Genomic DNA, 6,282 nt, shown 5'->3' on the forward strand with positions numbered 1-6,282 from the left:
CACTCGCCACCCGGTGATTGCCGGCTCCTTCGTCGCGCGCGGCCGGTCGTATCGGCGCGCGCCGGGCCGAGGGCTCTATCGCCGCCCGGTGCCCGCCGGCGTTTGCGCCGCATCATAACGGCCAGCCCGCCGGCTACGCCGCATTTGCCGTCCTCGCTACTCCCCGGTCCCCGTGCCCGGCTCGCCGGCCGACATGGACAGCCGGTACTGCGCGGGCGTCATGCCGTACGTCTTCTTGAACAGCGTGAAGAAGTACGTGCTGCCGAGCCCGACCTTCTCGCTGATGGCCGCGGCGGAGTCGTTGGTGTGCCGGAGCAGCCGGACCGCTTCCTCGAGCCGGACCGCGTTCACGTAATCGTTGAACGACTGGCCGGCGGTCTGCTTGAACAGCTTGCTCAAGTGGCCGCTGGAATAATGGATCCGGTCGGCCGCCCACTCGAGCGACAGCTGCGGATCGTTGTAATGCCGCCGGACGAGCTCCAGCACGCCGTCGACGATCTCGAGGCTGCGGCCGCTCCGCTTCCGTTCGATCCGCTGGGCGACGGTGGCGCACAGTCCCTTGAGCGCGGCGCCGATGTCGTCCAGCGTCTCGAAATCGGAGAACGAGTAGAGCAGGGCGGCATGCGTCTCGTAGTCGCCTTCCTCGAAGGAGAGCGCGTTCTCGAACTGCTTCTGAACGGCGGCGACGAGCTGGTTCGCGAAGCCGAAGGCGTACTTGTAATCGAGCGGCCGGACGGCGTCGAGGAACCGGTCGACGCTCCGCTCGGCTTCCTTCCGCTTGCCGAGCCGCACCGCCTCGAGCAGCGACGCCTCCGCCTTGGACGGGTAGTCCCCGCCCCGGCCGGCGCGCGAAGCGGCGGCGTCGCGGTCCAGGATGCTCCCGTGCCCGAGGAACAGCCGGTACGCCAGGTAGCCGTTCGCCGCGCGGTACGATTCCTTGATCGCGCCCTCCGACTCGACGACGTCGCCGACGCCGACGGAGACGGTCATGCGGAAGTATTGCCGCACCGTTACCTGCAGCTCCACGAGCGTCAGCAGGAACCGCTCCGGCAGGCTCGGCTCGGCCAGCTGCGCGAGGATGACGAGGTGGTCGTTCTCGACCTCGAGCGTCCGGTACGCGCCGTAGGCCGCCATCAGCTCGTCGGCGATGTTGCGGATGGCGAAGCGGATCAAGTCCTGATCCGCGTAGCTCCGCTGGAGGAACCGCCGGTAATCGTCGAGCTTGACGACGACGACGCAGTACCGGCCGCCGCCCTCGGGCGCGCGCCAGTCCAGCAGCTCGCCGCCGCCCGGCGCGGCCGGCGCCTTGCCGGCGAGCAGCCGGCGGACGTACGACTCCTGCAGCAGCGGATACGCCTTTTTCCAAGTGGCTTCGAGCGTGCTCGCGCGGCTCTGGAAGGCGGAATACGGCCGGAACATGCCGCTCGCGAGCCGGAAGGCGAGCAGCACGCCGACGACCGCGAGCAGCCCGAGGCCCGCCCACACCGCCGTCCGCTGCCAGCCGGATCCGAGGAGCCGCAGCTCGTCGTACGGGCGCCGCCCGATGACGGCGAAGCCCGTGTCCGCGGACCTCGCATAGGTGACGAGCGTCTTGACGCCGTTCGCCTTCGCCGTGAAATGCCCGCGGTCGGCCGCGGAAGCCAGCACGCGCTCCACGTCGGCTTCGCCGGAGACGTTGTTCAGAAACTTCGCTTCTTCGTTATGCGAGATGACGAGGCCGTGCTTGTCGACGACCATCCATTCGCTGCCGGGCGACGCCGCGACGGTGCGGCTCAGCTCGCCGAGGGCCGTCTCCTCGTTGATGTTGATGACGATCGCCCCGCTGCGGGGCATCAGGTTGGAGAAGGTCGAGTACAGGATGTACGACAGGATCGGCTTCGGTGCCAGCGGCGTGCCGAGCGGGGAGAGGTCGAGGCGGCGGGGGACGAAGACGATGGAGGCGCCGCCGCTGCCGCTCTCGATGCGCTGGATGAGCTCGCCGTCCATCGCTTTCGTGATGCCGCGGTAATTCAGGTATCGCCCGGTGTTGCCGTTGTAGACGCTGATATATTCGATGAACGGGTAGACCGCCTGGATGGCGGCCAGCTTGACGACGACCTCGTTCTCGAGGAGCGGGTCGGCCTTGTCGTTCAGCATGGCCGTGATGAGCTTGGGATCGTGCAGCAGCTCGTTGCCGACCGACACCGCGCGGTCCTGCACGGCCTCGGCCGCCCGTCCGATCTGGTCGAGCGTCGTCTGCGAGACGCGGTTGATCTCGGTTTCCGATTGGTAAGCGAAGCGCTGGTACAGCAGCGTCGAGACGAGCAGGATGGAGATGAGGACGAGAATCAGGTAGGAGACGAGCAGCCTCCGATAGATCGCGTACCGCTTGATGGTCGTCCAGAGCGTCATGGCGTCGATCCTTTCCGGGTTTGTGTAGTTGCATTGTAGCGGACATCCGACATGGTTTCAATGCAAACGCATTCATATCGCGCGCAACTCATCGCGAAATTGAAGGATTCGCCGCTCAGCGAAGGCCTCCGAAATTCCGGCATCCCTTCGTTTTCCGGTATTTGAAGTTTACCGGGCGCCGCGGCGCCGCCTATGATGGGGCTGTCACGACAAGCTTAGGCGAAGGGAGCGATCGATCATGCACGACGGAGCATCGGAGCCGGCCGTCCCCCGGACCGCGGGTCCCGCGGCGGCGGTTCCCGCCGGCGGCGTCCCGGGGACGCGGACGAAGCGGCGCGGAGGCGGATTCATCCGCGACGTCCGGCGCAATCCCGTCAGCTACCTGCTGGCGCTGCCGGCCATTCTGTACACGCTCGTGTTCGGCTACGCGACGCTGCCGTATCTGATGATGGCGTTTCAGAAATTCAGCTACGACACGTCGCACTTCTGGCAAAATCCGTTCATCGGCTTCAAGAACTTCGAGTTTTTCTTCCGCTCGGACAACGCCGTCCGCGTCACCTGGAACACGATCCGCCTCAACTTCCTGTTCATCGCGTTCGGCAACGCCGTGGCCGTCCTGCTCGCGGTGATCATGAACGAGGTGCGCGGCAAGTGGTTCCTGCGGGTCTCGCAGTCGCTGTTCCTGTTCCCGTATTTCCTGTCCTGGGTCATCGTCAGCTACGTCGTCTACAACATTTTCTCGTCCCAATACGGGCTGCTGAACCAGATTCTCGAGGCGTTCGGGATGAAGGCGCATAACTGGTACGGCATGGCCGACGCGTGGCCGGGCATTCTCGCGTTCATGCGCGTCTGGAAGGACGCCGGCCTGCTGGCCGTCATCTTCCTCGCCGCGATCGTCGGCATCGACAACGAGCTGTACGAAGCCGCCCGGATCGACGGCGCGAGCCGCTGGCAGCAGATCCGCGGCATCACGCTGCCGCTGCTCATGCCGACCGTCGTCATCATGGTGCTGCTCGCGATCGGCAAAATCTTCTACGGCGATTTCGCCATGATGTACGCGATCATCCACGACAACGGGCTGCTGCTGCCGACGACCGACGTCATCGATACGTACGTTTACCGGGCGCTGCGCATGACGGGCGATCCCGCCCAGGCGATGGCGGTCGGCATCTATCAGGCGGTCATGGGCTTCCTCCTCGTGTACGGGGTCAACCGGCTCATTCGGCGCTATTTTCCGGAAGGGGCGTTGTTCTGATGATCGTCCAATCTCCCGCATCCCGGCTCGCCGACGGGCTGATCCGGCTGTTCATGACGCTGTTCGCGCTGTTTTGCTTCCTGCCCGTGCTGTTCGTGCTGATGATCTCCGTCACCGACGAAGACGCGATTCGCGAGCACGGCTACAGCTTCTTCCCGGCGGAATTCTCGGGCGAGGCCTACCGGCTGCTCTTCCAGGACGCGACGACGATCCTCCGGAGCTACGGCATCTCGCTGTTCGTGACGATCGTCGGCACGCTGCTCGCGGTGACGATCACGGCGATGGCGGCGTTCACGCTGACGAACCGGGCGGTCCGCTACCGCAACCATCTCGCCGGCTTCTTCTTCTTCACCATGCTGTTCAGCGGCGGCATCGTGCCCTGGTACATGATCTGCCGGGAGCTCGGGCTGAACAACAACGTCTTCGCGCTGCTCGTGCCGAGCCTGCTCTTCAGCGCCTTCAACCTGTTCCTCGTGCGCAACTTCATGCTGGCCCTGCCGTACGCGCTCGTGGAATCGGCCAAGATCGACGGGGCGAACGACGCGGTGACGGCGTTCCGGATTCTATTCCCGCTGTGCAAGCCGGTGCTCGCGACGATCGCGCTCTTCTACGGGCTCGCGTACTGGAACGACTGGTGGAACGCAATCATGCTCGTGGACGATCAGAAGTTGTATCCCGTGCAGTACTTCCTGTTCAAGCTGCAGTCGGACATCCAGATGATGACCCAGATCCAGGGGGCGTCGAGCTCGGGCACGCTGCCCGCGGAGTCGGTCAAGATGGCCACGGCGATCCTGACGATCGGGCCCATCGTGCTCATGTACCCGTACCTGCAGCGGTATTTCGTGAAAGGGCTCGTGATCGGTTCCGTCAAAGGTTGACCGTCCGCTCCGGCAAAAGCGCGGAGCCGGCTTCAACGATAGAGACATTATCCTTACCTAGGAGGTCATGAAGGATGAAGAGGATCGGCAAATCGGCCGTCGTCCTGCTCGCCGTGTCGCTGCTGCTCGGCTTGCTCGCCGCTTGCTCGGGCAACGGCGGGAACGCGGGCAACGGGAACAACGGAACGGACGGCGCGGGGACGGCGAATGGCGGAACGGGCGCGAACGCGGGGAACGACGGCGCGGCCGCGGGCTCGGGGGAGCTCGCGACGATCAAAATCGTGCAGCCCGGCAGCGAACCGACGGAAGCGAAGAAGCGGTGGGACGCGGTCAACGCGAAGCTCAAGGCGGACGGCGCCGGCGTCCAGGTGGAATTCCAGTACATCGGTTGGGACGCATGGGAGCAGAAGACGAACCTCATGCTGTCCACCAACGAGCCGTTCGACGACCTGACGATCATGGAAGACTTGATCAAGACGTCCGTGTACGTCGGCCGCGGCGCGCTGCAGCCGATCGACGCCTACCTGGCGAAGTACCCCGATCTGAAGAACAAGTTTACGGACGAAGTATGGAACGGCATCAAGGTGAACGGCAAGATCTACGGCATTCCGGTCATCAACCGCGAATGGGCGAACGATTACGAGCTCATCTCGTACCGCAGCGACCTGTTCGCCAAGTACAACCTGCCCGTGCCGACGACGTTCCAGGGCTTCATCGACGCGGCGGACCAGATCAAGAAGGCCGAGAAGGACCAGAACCTGTTCGTCGTCATGAAGCCGAACTTCCTCGCCGGCGCCCTGCACCGCGAGTACGGCACGTATCCGTTCAACGTCATCGACGACCTGATCTACGTCGACCAGTCCGGCAACGTGAAGTCGTGGATGGAGACGGACGAGTTCAAGCAGGATTGGAGCTATTTCCACCAGATGTACCAGAAGGGGCTTATCCATCCGGATATCCTGACGCTGCCGCTCGACCAGGTGACGAAGCCGATCGTGGACGGGGAGTTCATCTTCGACCTTGGCAACGGGTTCTTCGATTACCCGACGATCAAGCAGAAGAAGCCGGAGGTCGAGATGGACGCCGTCCGCCTCGCGCCGGAGAAGCAGTGGATGCGCCCGATCGTGGCGACGAACGCCAACGTCATTCCGAAGACGTCCAAGAATCCCGAGGCCGTCATCAAATTCTACAACTGGCTCTATAGCAGCCAGGACAACTACGACCTGCTCGTCTACGGCATCAAGGACGATTGGTGGAAGGATGCCGGTCCGAACAAGCGCGAGGCGCTGCGCCCGGTCGGCAACGAAGTGCAGTTCTCCGAATGGACGATGGGCTACGGCCCGTTCACGCGGATCGCGACGAACGCGCATCCGAAGCTGTTCGACACGCTGCAGCTGAGCGACAAGGCGGTCAACGCGGCGAACGTCGGCTTCACGTTCGATACGACGCCGGTGTCCGTCGAGTACGCCAACCTGCTCGCGGAGATCAAGACGAGCGTCTATCCGCTCAAGATGGGCGTCGCGGACTGGGACGATTTCTACCCGGGCGCGCTGAAGAAAATGAAGGCGGCCGGCCTCGACAAGGTCGTCGCCGAGTACAAGAAGCAATTCGATGCCTGGAAGGCGTCGAAGTAAGCGGACGGCGAGATGCCGGGCGGCGGAGGAGGCGCGAGGCCGCGAGACGGCGGAAGCGCCAGGCTGACCGGCGCGGGCGCGGCAGGCATGGATGCCGCGTCCCCGGGACCGGCGGCGGGGCGCG

4 protein-coding genes are annotated in these 6,282 nt (G+C 64.4%); 3 read left to right on the forward strand and 1 reads right to left on the reverse strand.

The features are described 5' to 3' along the window. Nucleotides 1-156 precede the first annotated feature (156 nt). Entirely contained in the window at nt 157-2,391 is a 2,235-nt protein-coding gene (locus I8J29_RS33030) for a helix-turn-helix domain-containing protein (protein WP_208851506.1), read from the reverse strand. A gap of 238 nt (nt 2,392-2,629) precedes the next feature. On the opposite strand from I8J29_RS33030, the gene I8J29_RS33035 reads away from it, so the two are divergent. The 3 genes from I8J29_RS33035 to I8J29_RS33045 all read left to right on the forward strand — a co-directional run bounded on the left by I8J29_RS33035 (nt 2,630) and on the right by I8J29_RS33045 (nt 6,158). Next, on the forward strand, nt 2,630-3,646 hold the full coding sequence (locus tag I8J29_RS33035; RefSeq protein WP_208851507.1) for an ABC transporter permease: 1,017 nt from the start codon (nt 2,630-2,632) through the stop codon (nt 3,644-3,646). Further along, a complete protein-coding gene (locus tag I8J29_RS33040) occupies nt 3,646-4,524 on the forward strand; it encodes a carbohydrate ABC transporter permease (RefSeq protein WP_208851508.1) in 879 nt (292 codons plus the stop codon). The genes I8J29_RS33035 and I8J29_RS33040 overlap by 1 nt, the downstream gene beginning before the upstream one ends. A gap of 74 nt (nt 4,525-4,598) precedes the next feature. Continuing rightward, on the forward strand, nt 4,599-6,158 hold the full coding sequence (locus I8J29_RS33045) for an ABC transporter substrate-binding protein (protein ID WP_208851509.1): 1,560 nt from the start codon (nt 4,599-4,601) through the stop codon (nt 6,156-6,158). Nucleotides 6,159-6,282: the final 124 nt, after the last annotated feature.

Origin of the sequence: Paenibacillus artemisiicola, from assembly GCF_017652985.1 — a bacterium.
In the GTDB taxonomy this organism is placed as follows: domain Bacteria; phylum Bacillota; class Bacilli; order Paenibacillales; family Paenibacillaceae; genus Paenibacillus_Z; species Paenibacillus_Z artemisiicola.

What these genes read in the sequence shown, in the direction of transcription:
- I8J29_RS33030 (WP_208851506.1), bottom strand. Translation starts at nt 2,391, where the DNA reads ATGACGCTCTGGACGACCATCAAGCGGTACGCGATCTATCGGAGGCTG.
- I8J29_RS33035 (WP_208851507.1), top strand. Translation starts at nt 2,630, where the DNA reads ATGCACGACGGAGCATCGGAGCCGGCCGTCCCCCGGACCGCGGGTCCC.
- I8J29_RS33040 (WP_208851508.1), top strand. Translation starts at nt 3,646, where the DNA reads ATGATCGTCCAATCTCCCGCATCCCGGCTCGCCGACGGGCTGATCCGG.
- I8J29_RS33045 (WP_208851509.1), top strand. Translation starts at nt 4,599, where the DNA reads ATGAAGAGGATCGGCAAATCGGCCGTCGTCCTGCTCGCCGTGTCGCTG.